The organism is Petrocella atlantisensis (genome assembly GCF_900538275.1).
In the GTDB taxonomy this organism is placed as follows: domain Bacteria; phylum Bacillota; class Clostridia; order Lachnospirales; family Vallitaleaceae; genus Petrocella; species Petrocella atlantisensis.
The window spans coordinates 1,355,527-1,378,637 of sequence record NZ_LR130778.1 but is presented as its reverse complement, the minus strand read 5'-3'; the positions used below and the strand labels follow the sequence as shown (position 1 = coordinate 1,378,637).

Here is a 23,111-nt window from a genome sequence, read left to right as displayed (position 1 = left end):
ATGATGGATTTTTTAGAAAAATTTGAAAAAAGAATGGAATGGATCGGTGTAGTGGATTCAATTGTCAATAGACGTGGTAGAGATACAAAGATAGAAGGTATGTTCAAGGGAAATGATCTAACCAATATTATTGTTTCTGTACTTCTATTCATCATGGAAAAAACTCTTGAAGAGAATAATGAATGTGACACACAGCATATTGAAGAATTTTTAGAGGTGTTGTTAATAGAATATTATCAAATGAAACTAAATATCATTGAGATTAAAGAACTCGCTGGATACATTATAAAAGATATTCTTCAAAATAGTGGGGAACGAAGGATATATAGTGTATTTAACTACTCAAAAAATACGATAGAAGAGATTCCTATTCGATTAATAGTTGATAAGATGGTAGTAGAAAAGGAAAGTCGTAAACTTAATTATATGTTAACCAATCAAGGATATGATTTTCTTTTTCGCACAAGAGAGGTCGATGAGGAGATTCAACTGACGATTGAACAACTAAAGCTTAAAGAGTATGTAAAACGTAAGAAGTTTTCTAATGCTGTTCGACAGAGCGTTGAGTTAATTACATATGTTAGGCAAAAGAAGAAAGAGGTTGAGAATTTCATTCTTTCCATTCGTCAAAATATTAATGATGTTGATATTGATAAGTATGAACAGTTATTAAAAGGTACCTATAGTATGCTTGAGGATGAATATGAAACTATGAGTGATATTCGTAGAATGATTCAACAAGCAGGAGATAAAATAAGTGAAGAACTTGAATCAAGTCATCAGATGGAAGATAAGTTGATGAAAGCAATACAGGAGATTAGGGAGATTACTCATAATCTTGGTGTAGCTATAAGTGAACAAAGGAATTTGATACTTAATCGGCATAACCTAAGCGACCTTTATATGGACACAATTAAGCGTTCTTTTGAGTATAGTTTTGTAAAACGATTTAATATTTCAGAGAGTATTTTAGAACCTTTAGAAAAATACGATGTAGTTCTAGATAAATGTATTCATTTACTTGAGCCGTTATTATTGCCAGAAATCAATAAAATGTTAAGCATAGACCAGATATATAATCAGCAGTTAATATTTAAAGAGTTTGATGTGGAAGATTCTCATTTTATAAATACTGAAGAATATGAAGATGAAATCGAAAAACAAAGGATTGAGTCTATCAGTAATAAACATGTAAAAATTGTTTTGTTGCTATTTAGTGAAATTATAAAGCATAAACAAATTAAACTTAGTGAAATCATACAAGAATTAAAACAAGGAAATCCCAAGGAATATATTGAGTTGAGTCAAGGAAGATTAATATTTTTCATCGCTTTTAAATTGTTTGATTTTGAGAACATTTCGATAAAAGACTTCTATCTAGAGAAAAATAAAGTAATGATGGGTGTAAGCGAAAGTTTTAATTTGGAACGGTGTCTCATAGAAATTGAAGATCAAATTGAAGGTATAAAAAACACACAAGCAATAATCATATCAAAAGTAGCAGATGAAATTACAGAAGTTATAGAATTTGAAGAAAATGGTATGCGAATAAGGGAAGAAGTGAGTATGACAGACTTGCTATTTGAGGTGGTAGGATAATGGAATCAATGAAATCAGCAATAAGAATATTTAAATTATTGATACAAAATGGTGAACTAAACAAAAAGGATAATTTTGATTTGTACAGTTCATTTATTGATAGTAATGTCCAAGAAATCTTGGAGTTATTTGAGGATGAATTTGAGTGTAAATTTTTAAATTTTGATGATATGGTATATCTTGTACCAAAACTCGACGGATTTATTTTGGGAAAGAAGCCATCTGAGTTTCGACAATATTTTGGTAGTAATGCCACTCAAAAAGATGTGTTTCTGGGATATTATATAATTATGTATATTTTTTATGAATTCTATAGTGGAGCAAATAGAGATCCGAAAAAAGTTGATTTTATTCAAATTAATCATTTGATATCAAAATTGGACGAACGATTTATACGATTAGAATCTCTAGATGAGGAAGCGACTGAGGATTTAGAAGAAGAATATATGATTAATATCCAATCATCTGTAAAATTATGGAATGTGTTATTTACGGACCACGAAACCAAACAGAAAACAAAATATAACGTTATACGTAAAGTATGTAAAATTCTTGAAGATCAAAAATTGGCTTATGTTGTTGAAGATCAAATCAGGACGACAGCCAAATTAGATACTTTGATGAGACAGTATTATTTGCACGCAGATAGATTGGCAAGTATCAATCGTGCATTTGAGGAAGGAGCGTTGTAATATGCCTAAGATAAACAGAATCAGAATAACAAACTTTTCATACAATAATAACCAAAGACATATTATTGATGAAATCTTCGATTTTTATGATGGTGAAAATGCTTTGCTTAGTCTTGCTAATGGTGGAGGAAAATCAGTATTAGTACAAACAATTTTACAGGCGATTGTACCTAAAACGAAATTGTTGGGGCGTTCTTTTAGTGATTTCTTTATTGGGAAAAGAGACCCAGCATATATTATGATTGAATGGTTATTAGATGATGAGGCAGGTTTTTTGTTAACAGGAATAGGTGTTTCACCGAGTAACAATTATAATCCAAATGTGGATGAAGAAAACTTGAATCTGAGATTTTATACATTTTTTCATCACTATGAAGATGGTAATAAGTATGATATTAAGCACATACCAGTAACTGAAGGCATGAATAACGGAATTGTTATCACGGGATATAATGATTTTAAGAAATTAATTGTTAATGAATCAAACAAAGGAAAATATGATATTAGTTGTTACAATTCTTCAAAAGATGAGCAAAAAGAATATGAAAGAAAGCTGAATAGATATAGTATTTCGAGAAATGAATGGAAAGAATTAATGGTCAATATCAACCAAGCAGAACATGGTGTTTCGGAAGTGTTTGCTCAGTGCAGAAGTTCAAGACAGGTAATGGAACAATGGATAATTAAATATATTGAGAAGGTTTTGGATAAATCATCTGAAACAAATGTGTCAGATCATCAGAAACTTGAAGAAATGATGATCCAGGTGGCAACAGCTGAAGTAGAAAATGAGACTTTTATTCAAGAATATGAATCTATTGAGAAATTCCGAATAGACTTGAAAACTATAGAAGACGAAGCTAAGGACATTTGTGACTTAATTGATGTAGAGGCTGAAAAAAAGAAAGAACTTGCAAGTACATATCATTTCTTCTCAAACAAAATGAACGAAATGGCGGATGCAGAAGTACAGCTAAAAAGTGACATTTCCCATGGAAAAGCAGAGGTTGAACATATAGAGCTTGAGAAAAAATCATATGAGATTTATTTAGTTGAAGATGCAATTAAGAAATCGAAAGAAGAACTTGAATGTATTCAAGAACAACTAGAGGATGTAAACTCAAAAATGGAGAAACAGCAATACGAGTTTAATCTTCAGCAAGGTGCTAGAGAATATGAAGTTATCGAAGAAAAGTTACAAGAAAAAGCTGAGAAGTTGCAAATGATGAAAAATGCAACAAAAGACCAGGAAGAGCTTTTAAAAGAACTTAATCGTATAGAGTACTCATTGAAGTGCTTCTATTCACATGAAATTGAAGCTATCGATAATGAAATGAAAAACTTTGCAATAGAACTTAAGAATTTTGTGACTCGAAAAGAAGAATTAGTAAAACTGACTAAACAAAAAAATGAGCAAAAAAGTGAATTAAATTCCGATAAGGGTGAATTGAAGGCAAAAACTGAAGAGTTTTATCGATATGAAAAAAAGGTTTACAGTGAGCTAGGAATCAACTTTAATAGAAATCCATTATTAAATGAATTGAATCAAGATGATATCGATAAGAAGATTAGAGATTTTAATAATGAACATAGTATTCTGGAAAGTGATTATACAAACTGCAAAGAGAATCTTGAGCAAAGTTATAAACAAACTGAAATAGTTAAAGTGAATCAGTCTAGTTTAAATATGAAATTGATGAATATTAAAGAAGAGCGTTCAACTAATGAAAATTTGATTAATCAGTACGAAGAAAAAAAGAATGCTATTAGAACAATTATTTCTACTTATTGCCAAAATGAAGGTTCAGTATTCGACCAAGTTACCATATTGACCCGATTGAGAAAGCAATATGCACAGTGGAATCAAAAAGCAATTACGAGTGAAATGGAAATTAATGAAATATCCAAGATGATTAATGGTTTGAAAGAAGGTATTAGTTATCTTCCAACGACTTTGATTCATTTACTTAAAAATAATGATTTGGATATATTCACTGGAGAACAGTACCTTAGAGAGTTGTCATCTGCGGATAGAGAAAAAATTATTTCTCTTAATTCATTGTTGCCCTATGGTCTTATTGTCACAGAAAAAGAACGACAAATTATAGAAGAACTCACCGAAAATAAAGACATTAGCCAATTGATACCATTATTTAGTCATTCAGATAAAGAAACTAGAATCGAATTAGGTGGCAATCAAATATTATCCAACCCATCTTTATTAAAATATGATGAAGATGCATTGAGAGCTCATATTGATAAAATTGAAAAACAAAAAGAACAGTTAGCTGTTGAAAAAAGTGCAGCTGTAAAATCAGCAGAGTGTTATTTAAGCTTGATAAATTCAGTTGAAAGCTTTAAATTCACAAAAGAATATGAAAAAGAGCTGTATTATATACGTGATGAGATTGCTAATAAAATTGAAAAAAATGTTATTGAACAAGAAGAATGTCAGAACCTAATGAATCAATTAACTCAGGATATTGATGTGCTTAAAGAAAAACAACAGCAAATTGAGACTGGTATTAATAAGTGGAAAGTAAATATTAATCTATTAAACGAGTATATCGAAAAAAACAAACAATTTGTCAAAGAACTAGAATCTTTAAATCAAATCATGTCCTTAATAGAAACCATTGATAAAGGGATAAAGAAGTTAAGTGATGAGTTAATATTAGTTGAAAAAATGATTAATGATGTTAATGTTAAGCATTCATTAAAAGATGTAAATTTAAAAGATGTTAAGAAAAAGTATGAGCTATATCAAAATTCAGTTGAAGATGTAATAATTAACGAGATGGAATCTGAACTTGAAGGTAGATTAAAGGCATGCAAAGCAAAGATTACAGATAATGTTGAACAAATAAATGAACAGCTACAGAAAATTCAAAAGGACATAGATCGATCAAACCATAATCTTGAACGTTATGGCTTAAACTTTGCAGATGTGAGAGACATTAGATACTCTGAAATTATTGAAAAAGAATTACATAATCAGATAATCGAGCTAAAAAGAGAAAAAGAAAAGCAAGACAAGACTTCTAATGAAATAGATAAGAAGATTTCTGGGTTTGATGCGGTTAAAAATGAGAAATATAAAAGATTAAATGGAAGTACAATAATTGATAAGAGTGAAATTAAAGGCGACTTCGATGAAAGGCAATTAAAGCTGAATAAACATATTGATTTACTTATTATTGAAGTTGATTTGTTGTTGTCCAAAAAATCACTTTTATCAAATATGAATACTTTAATTGGTGCTAAAGTTGATAACATCTCAAAGATTCAATATAACTCTGAAGTTTCGATTCAAATAGACGAGAATACAGAATCAAAAATCAGGGAGTTAATTAGCCAATTTATTGGCGCAACAATAAAAACTTCAAGGTTAATAGGTGATTTTGAGAAAACATGTAAGAAAGTCAAGGACAGTTATCTAGACATAGTTGCTGGAACTGTGCAGGAAGCGATTAAAGGTATTTATACACAAATAGATAACCTTGAGCGAAGCTACGATAAATATTATTATTTGACTGAGCGTATAGCTTTTTATGATGAATTACTTGGTAACACTATGAAATTAATGCAAACTAAAATAGATCAACTTGTTCATAGTAAAAATGATTTGATTGAACACGCGTATTTGGAAGCTAAAAACGTTTATGATGAAATACCTAAGGTCGTTGATAATTCAAGTATAGAAATCGATGGTGCTAAAAAGAAAATTTTGGATATCCAATATGATAAGATTCAAAGCGATGAAATAGCAAAAGAAAGAATAAAAGATCATATATTGATATGTCTCGATAGTATAACTCATGAAATAAAAAACAATGAAGATGAAAGTAGAATAAGAAAGAACGTCATTAAGATTCTTTCTACTAAAGAATTGCTTAATATAATTAGTAATCTTGAAAATTTCAAAGTGAAAGCATACAAGGTTGATATTAATGAGAAAAACAGAAAAATGATGTCTTGGGAAGATCTCATCGTAAAAAATTCCGGTGGAGAAAAATTCGTCGCTTACTTTTCATTATTGGTGGCGTTGATTTCCTATAGTAGGAAAAACACTCATAATATTGATTTGTTTAAGAAAAAAGAAGAAAGTAAAGTCTTGATAATGGATAACCCATTTGGTCCTATTACATCAGGACATTTACTGAAGCCTATGTTTGATATCGCTAAGAAATATAATACACAATTAATTTGTTTATCAGATATAAAAGAAGGCGCTGTTATAAATAGCTTTAACTTGGTTTACAACATTAAGATTCGACAGAATATGATGAGGCAGGAATATCTTGATATCGAGGAAAATAACTTTGCAGATCTAAAGACAAATGAAAAACTAGAAAAGGCTTATTTATATAGTAAATCAACACAGATGAGTTTGTTGGATGAGTAAAAGGTAGACTGATTGGAATACGTAAGATAATAAGTGAATTTGGATACCTTATATAGAATATGAGTGGAGGGTTTATAATGGATATAAAGGGTCAAGAGGTAACACATAAAATTTTTGGACAAGGAACTATCATTGAATTTAATAAGAGTACAATTACTGTTTCTTTTTCAGTAGGTGAAAAGAAATTTAAAATACCAGAAGCGTTTGGCCCATTCTTACAAGCTATTGATGATGGATTTTCTTTATATGTTAAATCATTAAAGAAAGAAATAGAAAATATTGAAGCAATAGAGAAAGAGATAAAGATAAAAGAAGCTGATATTAAAAGAAATAATGAGATTAAAGAAAAGCCAAAAGGATATAAAAAACTTGCAAGAGCAAATATTGCATTTAAGTGTAATTTTTGTGATGGCGGAAAATCAGATAAACAGGTTGGATTTGATGGTGTTTGTAGTGATTCGATTATTCACAATAATATTGAGGTCGAACATAGAACTTGGTGTAGTTCAGAAAATTCGGCTTGTCTAGATTATTATAAGGGAGAGATATCTCGTGAGGAATTAGATGCTAAGTGTAACGATGGTGGATTTGTTTGCTATGAAAGTCAGATGCTTAGGGAGTGGAAAGCACTCGCAGGTATTGTTCAAAACGGTGACCGTAAAGGTGAACCGATGAAACTGCATCAAGTTCAAAATAACAGTTTATGTGTTTTAACAACACGTAATCCTGAAACTACTGAACGTGAAAGATTCATTTTTGCCGTATTTCTCGTTGATGATACATATGAAGGTGATAATATGGATGAAGGTTATGTTTCAACCACATCTAAATACAAGTTGAAACTTTCGCCTGTTGAAGCGGAAAAAATGTTGTTTTGGAATTACCATTTTAATGGATCAAAACCAGAGATGCCTGTTTGGAGTTCAGGATTACACAGGTATTTTCAGGATAATGTTGCTGTCCAAATTTTAAATGATATTGTTGAGTTGAAAAAAGGAACTTCAGATTATGAGTTGGCAAAAGACTTTCTTAATCATTTATGCAAAATTAATAGTATAACAGAGATAGATAAGCCTAACGGTGCATTGAAAAGATAAGAGTTGTGTTGTGCTAAAAGCAAGGTTGAAATAATTTAAAAAGGGAATGCAAATAATGAATGATGAGGTTTAAGTCATTCTGACTAAGATACATACAATAATGATTATGAAAGGAAGGTGATTATATGCCTTTTGAAATAGTAAGAAATGATATTACAAAAATGCACGTTGACGCTATTGTGAATCCTACAAACTCTAAATTATTTGGTACCGCTGGCGTAGATGGTGCTATTCATAAGATTGAAGGACCAAGACTTAAAGAGGAAACTTCACAAATTGGTGATATTGCTCCAGGTGAAAGTATTTTAACAAAAGCTTACAATCTACCTTCGGCAAATATTATTCATACTGTTGGACCGGTTTGGAAGAACGGAACTAATGGAGAAGAAGGCATTCTCAAAAGTTGCTATAAGAATTCACTTGAATTGGCAAAAGAAAATAGATTTGAAAGTATTGCATTTCCATTAATATCTTCAGGATCTTATGGATTTCCTAAAGATATTGCATTGACCGTAGCTGTTAGTACTATTGGGGAGTTTCTCCTTTTTAATGAGATGACTGTATATCTGGTTGTTTATGATAGGAAATCTTATCAGCTATCTGAGAGTCTTTATGCTTCAGTAGATGCATATATTGATGACAATTATATTGATGCACATATACTGCGCAGAAGAGGTAGGGAACAAGAACGAACCGATTACTTTTTGTCCGATGTGGATTTATCAGAATCAATTAGTAATGTGAGCCATAAGCAAGTAAATAGTAGCAAAAAAAATCTTGAGGATGTTATAAAACATTTGGATGAAACCTTTTCAGAAATGTTACTTAGACTTATTGACGAAAAAGGATTAATGGATCCAGAAGTATATAAAAAAGCCAATGTTACAAAACAGACATTTTCTAAGATAAGAAATAATAGTAAATATAATCCAACCAAGCCAACAATTTTGGCATTTGCAATTGCCTTGGAGTTAAATCTTGATATAGCAAAGGACTTATTGCTAAAATCAGGATATGCTTTGTCCAAAAGTAACCGATTTGATGTGATAATTAGTTATTTTATTGAATCAGAGAACTATAATATTTATGAAATCAACGAGGTGCTTTTTGCCTATGAAGAAAATCTTCTAGGTGTTTAGAAGTAATATAATAATGTGTATATGATGACGTTGCCTATGCAAGTCAACTGTCAGGTTACCCTTTGTCATGTTGAAAGTAGTATTCTTAAATCATCAAAGTGATTGGAGGAATTAACATGAAAAAAGGATTAACAGAATTAGTTTTCATTCTAGACCGTAGTGGCTCAATGAGTGGGCTCGAAAGTGACACAATTGGTGGGTTTAATAGTGTGTTAAACAAGCAAAAAGTTGAAGATGGTGAAGCGAATATTACTACAGTACTATTTGATGATAAATATGAACTGCTTCATGACCGTTATAATCTTGAAAAAATAGCTGAAATGACAGAAAAGGAATACTTTGTCAGGGGAAGCACTGCATTACTAGATGCCATTGGTAAAACGATTAATAAAATAGGGAATGCACAAAAGTTTTCTGTAGATGATGAACGCGCTGAAAAAGTGATGGTTGTTATCATCACTGATGGTATGGAGAATGCGAGTATAGAATATAAGCACGGCCAAATTAAAAAGATGATTGAACGCCAGAAAAACAAATATGGCTGGGAATTTATATTTTTAGGCGCAAATATTGATGCTGTTGAAGCAGCTGGCCGTTTTGGTATTTCTGAAGACAGAGCCGCTAATTATCACGCTGATAGTGAGGGCACGATGCTTAACTACGAAGTAATCAGTGAGACAGTAAGTATGATGCGTTCAAAGCGTTCAATTGATTCTAGATGGAAAGATAGAATTGAGAAAGACTATGAAACCAGAGAAAGGCGGTAATAATATGATTGGTGCTATTATTGGAGATATCGTTGGTTCACGATTTGAATTTGATAATCACAGATCCACAGAGTTTGAATTATTTACAGAAGATTGTTTTATTACCGATGATTCTATTATGACATTGGCTGTTGCTAAGGCAATAATGGAAACAGATAAAAGCTTTCTATCTGAGCAAATATATAATAGACAAGAAGAAAATTATCTAGATAGGTTGTCTGTAAATGTAGTAGCAGTTATGCAAGAGATTGGAAAAAACTATCCAGATTGTGGCTATGGAGGCAGTTTTGGAGTATGGATTTTTAGTAATAATCCACAGCCATATGGTAGCTATGGTAATGGCGCAGCTATGAGAATTAGCCCAGTATGCAAAATTGCACAATCAGTTGATGAGGTGAAGTTACTTTCAAAGGCTATAACAGGTATCAGCCATAATCATCAAGAAGGCATAAAAGGTGCTGAAGCAACGGCAATGGCTGCTTATTTGGCGAAAACTGGATATAATAAAGAACTGATCAGAAAATACATTGAAGAACATTATTATGCTCTTAAGTTTACACTTGATGAGATTCGTGATTCTTATATCTTTAACGAGACCTGCCAAGAGACTGTGCCACAAGCAATTAAAGCCTTTCTTGAATCAGAATCTTTTGAAGATGCAATCAGAAAAGCTATATCTATAGGTGGAGACAGTGATACTGTTGCTGCTATAACAGGTGGTATAGCCGAAGTATATTATGGTGTTCCAGAGAAGTTAATAGAAAAAGCATTAACGTATATGGATGATAATCTGTTAGAAATATATTACGAGTGGTATGGTATTACCCGATAATTGTGAAGGATAAGGGGAGACAGACAATGCAGATCGGATTTATTGATTTTTCAAAAGAGGAACGAAATAAAGTCTTGGCGACTTTGAAATTGTTAGGAGTTCAAACAGCATTAGATGAGCTTGGTGTTGGAAGTATTCGTGATGCTTACTCAGATATTTTGTTTCCTGGAATATCTACAATACAAACTAGGGCTAAATATTTTGTCCTGATACCTTATCTTTTCGAAAAAGCTTCTAAGCAGAAACTATCAAATGGCAACGAGTTTCATCGATGGATCAATGATAGTGAAGATAAATTGGTAGAGACATTATTGCGAAACAGTGATGATGAGGAAACCGGTATCATTGGGAAAAATGCTTTAAGACAAAAGAGATCGGTGAAGATGAAGCCTTCAAGTATATATTGGAATGGACTCCGGACATTTGAGATAGTTCGGAGTTCGGGTATTTCCTTAAGTGCTGCATGTAATGTTGCATGGTCAGAAGAGCGTAAAAATGATGAAACAGACATTAAAACAGATGGAGAAACATTTGATGATGATACAGCTGGACATGGAAATATGGTCCTTTTTTCTCCTATCACAGCAGAAAGTGATTTTGTGAAAACAGCTTCGATCGAGTTGACTATCAAGGAAGCCAAATTTTTAGAATCACGAATTTTGAATGCGACAATGTCAAAGAATACGCTACTATCTTACTTGCTTAAAAATAAAATGAACTGCAATAGTTTTGATGAAATTCCGACTGTTGATTTACCAGATATTATAAGTGAAGACTACCAACGTGCAAAAAGTTTTGCAGATTTTATTATTGGAGCCCATATTCGTTATAATGTTATTTTTTCGAATTATGAGGATGAAGATATGATTTTCGAATTTAATGAATGGAGAACTGAATTTATAAGTAAGGAATTTGATTTAACTAATATATTAGAACGTATTCCATGTAATTACGCAACAGCCAAGTTTTGTAAAGATTTCAGTTCGGCAGTTCATAAGAATGATACTAAAGCTATTGATGAACTAATTGTAGCGAGGGAAAAAGCTGTTAAGGGTGAACGCGCAAAATTGTGTAAGCCTAAAGAATATCTTTACAATTATGACAGACCAGTGCACTTTTATCGGTTGGACTATCGTTTTAGAACTGCAAAGACAATCATTGCTGATATTATTAAAGGATTGGAGGGATATGCTAATGTTTGATGCAGCGAACAATCGTTTAAGCTATAGCGAAATGCTTCAACCAGAGATTGGGTATGAGCTTGATTTTGCTGTGGGACTCACTTATTCCCTAGATCTTGAAGCGTTATTAGGGATACCAGTTTCATTTGGGTTACTGGATGAAGTTGATTCAAGTTTGATGCGAAGCCCTTTCTACCTACTTGAGGCTATTAGAAAAAGTAGTGATCGCTTAGCTGTTTTTTGTAATGCAGGAGGTATTTCACTTCCGCAGAATATACAGAGTGTTTATTCACTATTAGAAAATAGTGTGTTTGAAGTAAAACTAGCCAATAAGCAAAACTTTCATCCAAAAGTTTGGTTTGCTAAATATATCAATAAAGATGGAGAAGCATATATCAAGTTGCTAGTTCTTAGCCGGAATATGACGTTTGATACCAGTATCGATTTATGCGTAGAACTAAGTGGTAGAATAACACATAGATCATATTCTAAAAATAAGCCACTTGCTGATATGCTAACATATGTAAGTAAATATGCAGAAAAGACTAAAAGACAGCGTATTATTGAACTTGCAGAAGATATTATGAAAATCAAGAATTTTGAGATTGAACATCCTTTTGAAGATTATGAATTCTTACCCATCGGAATTACAGGTTATGACAAAGAAAAGACGAAGCTTTTTGATGGAAAATATGATTTGTTTGCTGTATCACCATTTTTGAGCGATGATGTAGTAAAAAATCTTACCAAAGGCGCTTATAATAAGACTTTAATAACGCGTAAATCTTCAATAACAGAAACGGTGATGAACAGTTTTGATAGCGTATATATTACGAAGGATATTTTAACTGACAATGAGTATGGGGTGAAGCAGGATATTCACGCTAAGTTGTATTTCACAAAAACTGAAGAAGGTAATTATCTTTACATAGGTTCAGCCAACGCATCCCATAATGCATTTAATAATAATGTGGAGTTTCTGCTTAAACTGAAGTATAAGCCCAATTGTGTCGGATATAAAACTATTTTTAAAGATTTTATTCCAGAGGATAATAGCCCTTATGAACTGATTGAAGCAGTACCAGAAGCAGTTCTAGCAGATAAAACTCAAGTGGCAATTGATAAAGCTATTAAAGATGCAATTTATGCAATAAAAGGGGCAGAAGCGATTCAGAATGGTGATGTATACGATATTTTTGTGAAAACAAAAGAGATTAAATCTACTGAGACGATTAAGATTACACCGATGCAACGAAAGAACATGTTTCGAAATCTACAGCAGGAAACGGTTTTTGAAGGAATTTTAGTTAAAGAGCTGAGTGAGTTCTATATTTTGGAAGTGCAAGATCAAAAGGTTGTCATTATGATTAGAACCAAAGGTATACCAAAAGACCGTGACGATGCCATATACAAAAGTATTATTGATTCAAAAGCTAAATTTCTATCCTATATATCTCTTATTCTTGCGGAAAATTATGCAGCTGGAGTTTTGGAAGAGACTGAGTATCTACGGTTAATGATGGGAAATGAGAACGAAGTGAATGAGGCACCTGTAATCTCAGCTATCTATGAAAAAATGTTGAAAGTCGTTCATCAGAATCCATCTAGATTGAAAGAAATAGCTGATGTGATTAGGCGTTTAGACGAAAATATCATCGGCGATGATTTTATAGCAATGTATACTCAGTTTGAGAATGCGGCAAGGAGGTTGCTCAAATGATACCAAAGGATTTTCAAAAAGCAACTGCTGACAGAATATTATCTGTATTTAAAAGTGGTCAAAACAGGATATTACTTGCAGACGAGGTCGGTTTAGGAAAAACAATTATAGCAAGAGAGGTTATCAGACAAGTATCTAAGTGGCACAAAGACGATTTGCATGATGACCATTTTAAAGTCATATATATCTGTTCAAATATAAATATTGCAAATCAGAATGCAAAAAAACTGGGTATAAAAGATCTTATGGATGTTTCAGAAAGCCGCTTATCTATGCAGCACCTTAAGATATATCAGACAAAAGGTCGTGATCATAACTATGAACAACTCATTCCATTAACACCAGCTACTTCTTTTTCTATGACTTCAGGATGTGGTAATCAACAGGAGCGGGCATTGATGTTTGCGCATATGATGAGACTACCCCAACTTCAGGAATACATAAATGAATTATCTATCTTCCTAGCGTATGATGCAGAAAAGTATTGGGAGTGGTATATTGATAATTATGAGAAGAAGGTTTTAGAGTGTGATAGAAATGGCAGTAATTATATTGATGAAATTAATATTGAGTTGCTACGCAGGCTTAAAGAAAGAGATGGTTTTATAGAGAAAATCATCGAAAATTGTATTTCTATGGAATCAAATAGAAAAGCTGCGAGTAGACCGTTAGTCAATGAACTCAGGAAAATATTTGCTCAAATCAGTCTCGAGAAATTGGAGCCAGACCTGGTTGTGATGGATGAGTTTCAGCGGTTTCGTGATTTAATTACCCATAGCGATGATGAACAAGCAATGTTGACAAGGCAATTTTTAGGCAATACTGATACAAAAGTATTGCTATTATCAGCCACACCTTATAAACCTTATTCTACACTAGAAGAGATAAGTCATGATGAGAAAGCCGAACATTACAAAGAATTTATTGAAGTGATGGATTTTCTCTTTTATGATAAGCAATTACAAAGTGATTTTCATGAAATATGGAGAGAATACTCAATATCACTCTGTGAGTTTTCAAAAGGTGATCTAACGGTTTTAATGGCTAGAAAAGACTTGGCTGAAGAATCCTTATATAAAAGCATATGTAGGACGGAACGATTCAATGCAGGTATTATTGATGATAGTCAAGCTAAAGAGATTGATATTTCAGAAGGAGATATATTGTCCTATAGTGAGATGCAGAGTCTTTTGGAGGCAATTAACAGCAAGGCAAAACGTAAACTTAGATATCACAATGTTCCGCTGGATTACGTTAAGTCATCTCCGTATCTTCTGTCATTTATGGAAAGCTATAAACTAAAAAAGCAGATAACAGATTTCTTTGATAAGCACCGTGATTACTATTTAGTTAATAACAAAAATTCCAAGCGATTATTATTGAAAAAAAAGCAACTTCATAATTATCAAATAATAGATGCTAATAATGCAAGACTTGAGAAACTGAAGGAAATAGTCTTTGAAAAAGGTAAAAATAGTGTTGAGAATCTTTTATGGGTACCACCTTCGAACCCGTATTATGAAACTGGAAGTATCTTTGATAAGAATCATGATTTTTCAAAAGTACTTGTATTTTCATCATGGGAAATGGTGCCTAGAATGGTTTCAGTTATGCTTTCATATGAAGCAGAAAGACTCACTATAGGTAAGCTTTATAATAATACAAGGTTCAAACGAGGCAGAGGGTATTTTTCGAACAAAGAAGAACGAAGATATGGTATTTCACGTTTAAAGAATGAGACAGAAGAAATCATCTGTTATGTATCACCAGAATTAGCTAGACTCTATAAGCCGGAAGAACATATCGGAAAAAAAATTAAACAAATAAGGAAAGAACTATCAGAGAAGTTACAACCTAAAATAGATGCTTTAAAAAGCAAATATGGACTTAGTGAAAGTGGCACTGCAGGAGCAAAGGTAATGCTTGAACTGATTAAAGAGTTGGATCATTTACCCTATGCTAAACTAACGGCTATACCAGTTGGTGCTGTTGATCATTTGGTTAATATTGCAATTGGATCGCCAGCTATTTGTGCATATAGAGTTTTCAATGATAGGGATAGGGCCAAAGTTCTAGCGAAAGATATATTTGTCAGTTTATTCAATAAAGCTGAAAGCTCAGCAGTATTGGACCTTCTGTATGATAAGAAAAGTGATGATTCCTATTATGAGAATGTTTTCAAATATTGTGTGGATGGTAATCTGCAAGCGATGTTAGATGAATATGCTCATATACTTGGAGAAAATGGTGAAGAACTATTAAAATCAATGCTAGGTGGGTTTGTCGATACAGCTTCCCTGCAAGTTGATACTTTAGAGCACTTTACAGGAGAAGACAAAGAGAAGGCAAGATTACGTACGCATTTTGCGGTAGGATATTTCAATGCCAGAATAACAAATGAAAACGTACAAAGAACGGAGAAAATTCGTCAAGCATTTAATTCGCCATTTAGACCATTTGTATTGTCAACGACTTCTATAGGACAGGAGGGATTGGATTTTCATTTTTACTGTAGAAAAATCATGCACTGGAATCTACCCTCGAATCCAATTGATCTCGAACAGAGGGAAGGCAGAATCAATCGCTATAAATGCCATGCTGTACGACAGAATATAGCACATAGATACAATGAGGAAAAAACATGGGATGCTATGTTCGAAAAAGCTACTGAATTGGAGAAAGGTGAACACTCAGATCTTGTACCTTTTTGGAGTCTGACAGATAGTGAAAATACAAAGGTTATGATTGAGAGAATTGTTCCTATGTATCCAATGAGTCAAGACCGGTTAAGATACAATAGGCTAATTAAAGTTTTATCGCTGTATCGATTAACTCTAGGACAACCTCGTCAAGAGGAGTTGTTGGAGATAATTAATAGAGAAACTGTAGGAGAGATTGATGAACAGCTTTTTATGAATTTGAGTCCGTTTTATCGTTAAATAGTATGTGAGTTTTATAGATATATGTTTATAAAGGAATAAGTATAAGTATCTTTTTAGTAAATAAACTGTCCTGAGATATGGACAGTTTATTATTAATTCTTGACCGAACTGATGTTCGCATAGTATAATTTATTTAAGCTTTTTCCCGAAGCACTGAAGCTCGAAAATCCAGCAAACTGAGCATAAAGCTCTTAGAAAAGAGGCAACTATGAATTGAAAAATTTAAAGAGGTAAGGTGAGTAAATACATATGATTAATAGTATGTTAAGAGAAGTAACGGCTGGTTATGATCTTTGTAGCCAAGCAGATGAACACGTATATCACAATACAAAGGCACTTTTAGAATTATATAGTAAAGTGCTTTGGAGAATTAACAGTTCCCTTAAGGAAATGGATCAAGAATGTAGGGAAAGTACAAATAGAAAACTAACGGAATTGATTAATTCAATGGTAGATATAGATACTAGAATTAATCAGAAGCGATTAAATTCAAGATTACAAAGTATTGAAGAAAGTAAAAGTATTCTAGATTTTATCGATTTATCAATGAATCAACTTAAAGTCTATCCTGATGAAGGTGAAAAATACTTTGAGATTCTTGACCAAATATATATTGCTAGAACGATACGTTCAATTGAAAGGTTAGCGGAAAACTATAATATTTCAAGATCAACAATGTACAGAGAGAAGAATAAAGCCATTAAAATATTCGGCGTAATCTTATGGGGATTCTTATTTGATGAAGCAAATAAGCAAGAAAGCTAAATGAGAATGAAACCCAAATGACACTAATCTGAGACTAATATGACACAAGATTGAGACTAATATGACACAAGATTGAGACTAATATGACACAAGATTGAGACTGATATGATACTGACACGAGATTTCCTACCTGTTATAATTGCTATGATGGGATTACTAAACAAATAAGCCCTTGACGATGAATTAGAAAATTCATTGCCAAGGGCTATTTTTGTACCCAAAATTACGGCAATAAAATTTCATATAGCTACGTTCGTTGAGAGAGCAGAAATGGATATTAGGTCACACGCCTTGTGCGTGGGGCCTTTTTTATTGCCATTTTCTGGAGGTGTCAGCAATGAAAGTAGCAAAAATGGCAGTAATTAGAGGACCGTAATTTTCTGATTTGGAACTAGCAATTTAATTCAAATCAGGAGGTTCATATGAGCAAGAAAATTGATGAAAGAACAGGTTTAATACAATATTTTATTCCTATTGATAGCAAGTACTACGAGACCAGTGAAGAAATACATGAAATCTATTACAAGATGGATCGTCGAGAACGTTACCTTGAGGAAAGAAGTGCAAAGAATGAATTGTCTTATGAAGCACTTGAAGAAGCATATTATCCAGTGGAAATGAGAATGTTGGACAAGCAAAAAACAATTGAAGACATTATTATGAATGATTTTATGGTTGAAAAGATGTTTGAAGCGATATCTGAATTACCAGATAAAGATAAATGGGTAATTGAACAAATATTTATTAATGGAAAATCTGTTGTTGAACTAGCAAAAGAAATTGGCCAAACACGTACCACAGTACAGTCAAGAAAAACACGAGCATTAAATAAAATCAAACAACTGATGATTGAAAAATACAATATTTAATAACTGAAATGATGCATTAAGGAGTGCATAAATATGAATGATGCATTCCTTGGTGCATAACTTTTTCAAAAACTTTTGAAAAAAGTGCGTCACTTTGACTCTCAGATCGGCTTAAAAGGTGAGGGAGGTATAACCAATCTCGCGAACATTCAAAAACAGTCATGTATTTCAGACTTATATTCAATATTTTAGGTACGTTACCTTACAGCCATAAAAGGAAAGCGACATTAACGACTACGCCATGAAGATGAAAGTCTGAGCGATACTAGTTGGTTCAAATGATTCAGTGGTTATTGAATCAATCGCCAAGACCTGTAAGGGGAATCTAAATGATACTTCTGTTAAGTCCTAATCATCGTATGGATAACAGCCTGTGCAGACCGCACTGGGAGAATGTTGCCTTAGCTTGGAAGCCGATAGCTTTGTGCTCGTTCTATGAGAACAGTCACCACTGTTCGCCTAATATATTGCCCTAATCAGGGGAGCAGGAAGCAAATGTGATGTACAAGAAACGATTTAACAGTATACATCTGTATCGAAACCTTCGGTGTGGATTTGTACTGTTAAATCTAAACTAAAAAGCAATAAAAGTAGAGGAGAAAAACAGTATGGAAAACAAAAATTTAACAGAACCATTGTTATCAAAATGGATAGCAACAGGCGTAGTAGGTGGATCAGATTACAAAATAGTTAAACGAAATAAAGACTGTATGATAATTGAAAAATTTACAGGCAAAACATATACCTATCATGCTATGAATTTTATTACTAGAGAGTACCAATATTTATTTCATAAAAAACAACCTATCCAAGATACTATGGATATTTTATTAGATAAAAAACTGAGCGTGTTAGATTTTTATGGTAGGCACTTTCCAAAAAGTGGTGAAGAAATGGTTAGATTTATTTTTGAAATAGTATTTACTAATTATGGGTATGGCATCCGTAAGGAACAAATTCAACTATCACTACATATGTATCAAATGATGACAACAGGAAATATATCCTTAAGTGATGTACCTGTAGGACTTGGAAAAACACATGCCTATCTAGTCGCTGCAATAGTTCAACGATTATATTCAGGCATCGAGATTCATAGAGAAACACCAGTTATTATAACCACATCTAGCATTGAGCTTCAAAGAGCTATTGTAAAAGATTATTTACCTGAAATATCCCAAATGCTTTTGCAATTTGGAATTATTGATAAGCCAATAACTAGTGTAATTCGAAAAGGCAAAGACAACTATTTGTGCGACTTTAGATTAAGAGATTACATAAAGAATATTGATCCTAAGAAAAAGAAACTAGAGGAGTTGATAATTCTAAGGCAGGTTGAATCATTGAACGAGATTGATTTAGATGAGCTGAAAGGTATCAGCCAGTACGATAAAAAACGAATCTGTGTTAATTATAATTCTTGCCAAGTGTGTCTGCAAAAGAATATATGCAGATACCAGCAATTTATGAAACGTGCTAAACAGTCAAGTATAAACTTTCAAGTATGCAATCATAATTACTATCTTGCTGATGTTCTAAGAAGAAAAAGAAATTTATCAGCTCTGCTTCCTAATCATAAGATTGTTGTAATTGATGAAGCGCATAAACTAATTGATGCTGCAAGACAAATGTATGGTGCAAGTATCAGTCAAAGGAATCTGTATAACTTAGCTAACAAAGCGATCCCAAAGAAGCTGAATACGACTAAAGCAAGACAGTTTAAAGAAACTGCTGAAGAAGTCATTAAAGACTCTAATAAACTCTTTGCAGAGCTTGTTACTAACATACCAGAGCATATTAATAGAGATGAAACAGAGAAGTTTGAAACTATTTTGACATCCAAATCAAGAGTGTATTTGAGCCGGATTATATCTTACCTTCAGGATCTAATTCGATTTGATCATGGTGAAGACAATAAATATTTGTCGGACCTAAAGAGGTGTATTAAGGAGCTTAGAGTTTTTCAAGATTGGGGTATTATCTATTGGATGGAACAACCGTTCTTGAAAGGTCAAGGTGTACTTGCTTCAATACCTATAGCATTAAGTAAAGTATTAGGTGAAGATTTATGGAGCACAGATGATTCAAAGTTATTAACATCGGGAACCTTAGCAGTCCATAAGGATTTTTCTTATATTAAAAAGGAACTTGGCATGCAAGTAGCTTTTGAAAATAGGATCCATCAAGTCACTAAAGAATCACCTTTTGATCATAAAGAGAATTGTTTGTTATACATTCCGGAAAACCTACCTTATCCAAGCTATATTGATAAGCAATATTTGATTGAAATTGGAAATAAGATAGAAGCATTAGTCAAAGCATCTAATGGCCACGCATTGGTTTTATTTACATCCTATAAACCTTTGAAGATTGTATTTGAACATTTGAAACCAAGGTTAAAGGCATATGAATTGGTACAGATGAAACGAGGAAAAAAAGATTCGGTTAATGAATTTAAGAAAGCGAAAAATGGTGTGTATTTTGCAACAGGTAGTGCATGGGAAGGTATGGATATTCCTGGTGATGCGTTATCCCATCTAATTGTTGTGAAATTACCATTTCCGATACCAGATCCAATTAGTGAATATGAAAGAACCATGTATGCATCAATGGATGATTACATCAATGCTGTAGTTGTTCCACAGATGCTGATCAAGTTGAAACAAGGTATTGGGAGACTTATTAGAAAAGAAACGGATACAGGTGTTATCAGCATATTAGATGCACGAGCGACAAAAGGTGCTAAGTACCATGAAGCAGTTCTTCAAGCTTTACCAGATTATACAGTTGTTGATTCAACATTGGAGATAGAACAATTTTTACGAGAGAAAAAGAAGAAAGAATATTTTGAATAATCAATCAATTGATAATAGGAGGAAAACACATGGATAATAGAATGAAGTTTACACAGCAAATAGCCTTGTTAAATCAGATGAAAAATAGACAGCTCTTAAGCGATTTTGAATATGAAAAGATTCGCGAGTATATGAAGCAAAAATACCAAATAGGTACTTATGGAATGCAGTTAGGAAAACTTGCATAATACATGATTAAATAATAAATAGTTATTTGAATGGCCATACCTTCGGGTATGGTTTATTCAGTATACCCAAAAATAGAAATGGACGAAATATGGTCATTATCGATAGCCTATGTTAGGCTTCTTACATGGCCATAGAAATATCAGGAGGTTATGTAATGTCAAATATACAAATTATTGAAGCAGATAAAAAAAGAGCGAGAAGATATTCTTCAGTTCTTAATGATAATAAAAGAGTTGCAGCGTACTGTAGAGTGAGTACTGATTCTGAAGAACAGCAATCAAGTTACCACTCACAAGTGTTGCATTATAAAGAGATGATAAAAAGTAAACCGGATTGGGAACTTGCGGATATTTATGCCGATGAAGGGATATCAGGTACCGGTACTAAAAACCGGATTGAGTTTCAACGTATGATCAATGATGCCATGACTGGTAAAATCGATATGATTATAACTAAATCCATATCTAGGTTTGCGAGAAACACATTAGATACACTGAATTATGTTAGAACACTAAAGGAAAAGAACGTTGCAGTAGTTTTTGAAAAGGAAAATATTAATACATTAACCATGAATGGTGAGATGTTATTGGTTATCTTAAGCTCCTTAGCACAACAAGAAAGTGAATCAATCTCAGCTAATGTTACCATGGGTTTCAAGATGAAAATGAAGCGTGGTGAATTAATCGGCTATAACGGTTGCTTAGGATATGATTATAATAAAGAAGATAAAACCATTAAAGTGAATGAGAAAGAAGCAGAGATTGTAAGGTATATTTTCCGTAGATATATAGAAGGTGCTGGTGGAAAGGTTATTGCAAATGAACTAGGAAATCTTGGCTACAAGACACAAAAAGGTTTATCTAGATGGCGAGATTCAACGATTCTTGGTATTTTGAAGAATGAAAAATATAAAGGTGACCTATTACTTGGAAAAACTTTTACAACAGACCCTATTTCTCATAAGAGACTTAAAAATCTTGGTGAGCGAGATCAATTTTATGTTTCAAATAATCATGAGCCAATCATTACTGATGAGATGTTTGAACGAGCCAAAGAAATCAGACAAAAAAGAAGTCGGGTGCATGGATCAAAAACCATTAACGAAAGATTTAGTCGAAAATATCCATTTAGCAGCATATGTACTTGTGCCTATTGTGGATCAATCTTAATGCGCCGTCAGTGGAATAGCGGAACGAAACATGAGAAATATACCTGGCAATGTATGAATAGCATCAAAAATGGAAGGAAGGCATGTAGCCATAGCAAAGCCATAGCAGAAACGGATTTAGAGGATGCTTTTGTACAAGGCTATAATATGCTGACGGATCTTAACAAAGAAGTAATAACAGAATTTGTCACTAACATTGAGCAAGCCTTAGATATTCCATCATTAAAAGAAGAATATGAAAAACTCTCTGATCAAATAGCAAAGATTGAAGACAAAATTCAAAAACTGATAGACTTACGCCTTGAAGATAATATTGATCTGGAATCCTATACAAAAAAGCATGCTAAGTTCATGAAGGAACAAGAAGGATTGGTTGAACAAAAGCGTACGATTAAATATACCCTTGATTCAGAAGAATCCATATCAATGCGCATAAGGAACTTTAAACATGCCTTTAATAAGAATGAAACCTTGGAAGGATTTGATCGATTGATTCTCGATGCAATTATTGAAAAGGTAGTTGTTGGTGCTGTGGATAATAAAGGCAAAGCAATGCCCAAGGTGTTAACATTTGTGTTGAAATCTGGATTGGAAGTTGATGATGATGTACTAAGTAGTCTTCGAGTAAATCTAGATGGGATTGAGGAAGTAAAAGTGGTCTTGGATGGTGAAGCAGAAACTGATCTGTTTGGCGACTCGCTGGATCGGAAAGAACCTTTGGTTTTGTTGGGGTTTAAGTATTATACTAAGTATTTTACCTTCAATAAACGAGATGATGATTTTGTTGAGAAGAAGATGAAGGATTATATTAATGTGCGATTTGCGATATAAAAATTTTATAAAGAAAAAGTGGTAAGCAAAAGCTCTTTAATCGATGGATTAGAGGGCTTT

The 23,111-nt window shown here is 32.8% G+C and carries 15 protein-coding genes; all 15 read left to right on the top strand.

Annotated elements, in window-relative coordinates; genetic code table 11:
- The 15 genes from PATL70BA_RS06455 to PATL70BA_RS06390 all read left to right on the top strand — a co-directional run bounded on the left by PATL70BA_RS06455 (position 1) and on the right by PATL70BA_RS06390 (position 23,051).
- Entirely contained in the window at positions 1–1,599 is a 1,599-nt protein-coding gene (locus tag PATL70BA_RS06455) for a hypothetical protein (protein ID WP_125136606.1), read from the top strand.
- The gene (locus tag PATL70BA_RS06450; protein ID WP_125136605.1) at positions 1,599–2,291 is read left to right on the top strand and encodes a DUF6063 family protein; all 693 of its coding nucleotides are present in this window, start codon (positions 1,599–1,601) and stop codon (positions 2,289–2,291) included. Before PATL70BA_RS06455 ends, PATL70BA_RS06450 begins: the two co-directional genes overlap by 1 nt.
- Before the next feature lies 1 nt (position 2,292).
- Positions 2,293–6,696 carry a coiled-coil domain-containing protein gene (locus tag PATL70BA_RS06445; protein WP_125136604.1) on the top strand — a complete coding sequence of 1,468 codons (4,404 nt, stop codon included), beginning with the start codon at positions 2,293–2,295 and terminating at the stop codon, positions 6,694–6,696.
- Between the two features lie 77 nt (positions 6,697–6,773).
- A complete protein-coding gene (locus tag PATL70BA_RS06440; RefSeq protein WP_125136603.1) occupies positions 6,774–7,793 on the top strand; it encodes a hypothetical protein in 1,020 nt (339 codons plus the stop codon).
- Between the two features lie 125 nt (positions 7,794–7,918).
- Positions 7,919–8,932, top strand: a complete 1,014-nt coding sequence (locus tag PATL70BA_RS06435; protein WP_125136602.1) for a macro domain-containing protein — start codon at positions 7,919–7,921, stop codon at positions 8,930–8,932.
- Positions 8,933–9,048: 116 nt separating this feature from the next.
- Entirely contained in the window at positions 9,049–9,699 is a 651-nt protein-coding gene (locus tag PATL70BA_RS06430) for a vWA domain-containing protein (protein ID WP_125136601.1), read from the top strand.
- The gene (locus PATL70BA_RS06425) at positions 9,677–10,531 is read left to right on the top strand and encodes an ADP-ribosylglycohydrolase family protein (RefSeq protein ID WP_243115979.1); all 855 of its coding nucleotides are present in this window, start codon (positions 9,677–9,679) and stop codon (positions 10,529–10,531) included. Before PATL70BA_RS06430 ends, PATL70BA_RS06425 begins: the two co-directional genes overlap by 23 nt.
- A gap of 26 nt (positions 10,532–10,557) precedes the next feature.
- Positions 10,558–11,733, top strand: a complete 1,176-nt coding sequence (locus PATL70BA_RS06420; protein WP_125136600.1) for a DUF6361 family protein — start codon at positions 10,558–10,560, stop codon at positions 11,731–11,733.
- Entirely contained in the window at positions 11,720–13,432 is a 1,713-nt protein-coding gene (locus PATL70BA_RS06415) for a phospholipase D family protein (protein ID WP_172596138.1), read from the top strand. The genes PATL70BA_RS06420 and PATL70BA_RS06415 overlap by 14 nt, the downstream gene beginning before the upstream one ends.
- On the top strand, positions 13,429–16,371 hold the full coding sequence (locus tag PATL70BA_RS06410; protein WP_125136598.1) for a C-terminal helicase domain-containing protein: 2,943 nt from the start codon (positions 13,429–13,431) through the stop codon (positions 16,369–16,371). Before PATL70BA_RS06415 ends, PATL70BA_RS06410 begins: the two co-directional genes overlap by 4 nt.
- A 252-nt stretch (positions 16,372–16,623) precedes the next feature.
- Positions 16,624–17,139 (top strand): hypothetical protein, encoded by a 516-nt coding sequence (locus tag PATL70BA_RS06405; protein ID WP_125136597.1) that lies wholly within the window; start codon positions 16,624–16,626, stop codon positions 17,137–17,139.
- A 422-nt stretch (positions 17,140–17,561) separates the two neighbouring features.
- The gene (locus tag PATL70BA_RS06400) at positions 17,562–18,008 is read left to right on the top strand and encodes a sigma-70 family RNA polymerase sigma factor (protein ID WP_125136596.1); all 447 of its coding nucleotides are present in this window, start codon (positions 17,562–17,564) and stop codon (positions 18,006–18,008) included.
- 608 nt (positions 18,009–18,616) lie between these two features.
- Positions 18,617–20,863, top strand: coding sequence for an ATP-dependent DNA helicase (locus PATL70BA_RS06395; RefSeq protein ID WP_125136595.1), 2,247 nt, complete (start codon positions 18,617–18,619; stop codon positions 20,861–20,863).
- A 29-nt stretch (positions 20,864–20,892) separates the two neighbouring features.
- On the top strand, positions 20,893–21,051 hold the full coding sequence (locus PATL70BA_RS16230) for an SHOCT domain-containing protein (protein WP_172596137.1): 159 nt from the start codon (positions 20,893–20,895) through the stop codon (positions 21,049–21,051).
- 155 nt (positions 21,052–21,206) lie between these two features.
- Positions 21,207–23,051, top strand: coding sequence for a recombinase family protein (locus PATL70BA_RS06390; RefSeq protein WP_172596136.1), 1,845 nt, complete (start codon positions 21,207–21,209; stop codon positions 23,049–23,051).
- Positions 23,052–23,111 lie beyond the last annotated feature (60 nt).

Coding starts and splice junctions, on each gene's coding strand:
- PATL70BA_RS06455 (WP_125136606.1), top strand. CDS start 1: ATGATGGATTTTTTAGAAAAATTTGAAAAAAGAATGGAATGGATCGGT.
- PATL70BA_RS06450 (WP_125136605.1), top strand. CDS start 1,599: ATGGAATCAATGAAATCAGCAATAAGAATATTTAAATTATTGATACAA.
- PATL70BA_RS06445 (WP_125136604.1), top strand. CDS start 2,293: ATGCCTAAGATAAACAGAATCAGAATAACAAACTTTTCATACAATAAT.
- PATL70BA_RS06440 (WP_125136603.1), top strand. CDS start 6,774: ATGGATATAAAGGGTCAAGAGGTAACACATAAAATTTTTGGACAAGGA.
- PATL70BA_RS06435 (WP_125136602.1), top strand. CDS start 7,919: ATGCCTTTTGAAATAGTAAGAAATGATATTACAAAAATGCACGTTGAC.
- PATL70BA_RS06430 (WP_125136601.1), top strand. CDS start 9,049: ATGAAAAAAGGATTAACAGAATTAGTTTTCATTCTAGACCGTAGTGGC.
- PATL70BA_RS06425 (WP_243115979.1), top strand. CDS start 9,677: ATGAAACCAGAGAAAGGCGGTAATAATATGATTGGTGCTATTATTGGA.
- PATL70BA_RS06420 (WP_125136600.1), top strand. CDS start 10,558: ATGCAGATCGGATTTATTGATTTTTCAAAAGAGGAACGAAATAAAGTC.
- PATL70BA_RS06415 (WP_172596138.1), top strand. CDS start 11,720: ATGCTAATGTTTGATGCAGCGAACAATCGTTTAAGCTATAGCGAAATG.
- PATL70BA_RS06410 (WP_125136598.1), top strand. CDS start 13,429: ATGATACCAAAGGATTTTCAAAAAGCAACTGCTGACAGAATATTATCT.
- PATL70BA_RS06405 (WP_125136597.1), top strand. CDS start 16,624: ATGATTAATAGTATGTTAAGAGAAGTAACGGCTGGTTATGATCTTTGT.
- PATL70BA_RS06400 (WP_125136596.1), top strand. CDS start 17,562: ATGAGCAAGAAAATTGATGAAAGAACAGGTTTAATACAATATTTTATT.
- PATL70BA_RS06395 (WP_125136595.1), top strand. CDS start 18,617: ATGGAAAACAAAAATTTAACAGAACCATTGTTATCAAAATGGATAGCA.
- PATL70BA_RS16230 (WP_172596137.1), top strand. CDS start 20,893: ATGGATAATAGAATGAAGTTTACACAGCAAATAGCCTTGTTAAATCAG.
- PATL70BA_RS06390 (WP_172596136.1), top strand. CDS start 21,207: ATGTCAAATATACAAATTATTGAAGCAGATAAAAAAAGAGCGAGAAGA.